We start from the raw sequence: 817 nt of genomic DNA, 5'->3' as shown, positions 1-817 counted from the left end.
CGCTCCTGCCGCGCCCGCCGCACCCGCCGCCGTCGCCAGCGCCACGCCCGTGCCGACGAGCGTCCACCCGGCCACCTTTCGCGCGTCCGCCGCCGGCCACCACCTCGCCACCGCGAGCGAACCGGCCAACGCACCCAGCGCGAACACCGCGAGCAACGCCCCGGCGTCCCCGGGCCGTCCGAGCTCCCGGCAGAGCAGAACCGTCGTGGCCGACAGCCCACCGAGGCCGAGGAACGCCACGCCGGTGGCCACGGTGATCGCCCGGAGCTGCGGCACACGCCAGACCACCGCGAACCCCGTGACCAGATCGGCCCCCAGCCTCTGCGGCGGGGGCCCGGAGGAGCCGGCCGGAGCCGCCACCCTCACCAACGGCGCAAGCAGCGCCGCGACCCCGGCCACCATCCCCAGGCCCGCCACTGCCGCAAACGGCGACTCGAACGTGACGGCCGCCGCCACCACGGCAGGCCCGCCGACGGAAGCCGCGTTGTAGGACGCGGCGTCCAGCGCGTAGGCACGATCACGCCGACGCCCCGCCGGCACCAGCAGGGCGACCAGACTCGACAGTCCCCCGGAAACCACCGGCCCGCAGGCCCCACCGACCACCGCCACCACGCCCACAAGCCACACCGGCACCCGCCCAAGCAGTACGGCCAGCGCAAGAATCGACCCCGCGAACACGGCCAGCACCAGCAGGCGACACACACCCGGCCGCCGCGCCCGCCCCACCACCGCGCCCACCAGCGGCGCTGCCAGCACATGCGGCGCCAACCAGGCCGTCAGCACAAACGCGCCATCCGACACCCCGCCCGTGCGATCC

Annotated in this window: 1 protein-coding gene; it reads right to left on the bottom strand. The window is 76.1% G+C overall.

The genetic code is table 11. From position 1 onward, the window contains the following. On the bottom strand, nt 1-801 hold an 801-nt coding region (locus FNX44_RS27315), incomplete at its 3' end, for an MFS transporter (RefSeq protein WP_323369692.1). Nucleotides 802-817: the final 16 nt, after the last annotated feature.

It is taken from the genome of Streptomyces alkaliterrae, assembly GCF_007097205.2.
GTDB lineage: Bacteria > Actinomycetota > Actinomycetes > Streptomycetales > Streptomycetaceae > Streptomyces > Streptomyces alkaliterrae.
The sequence above is the reverse complement of the archived record's forward strand: the minus strand, read 5'-3'. Positions and strand labels throughout refer to the sequence as shown.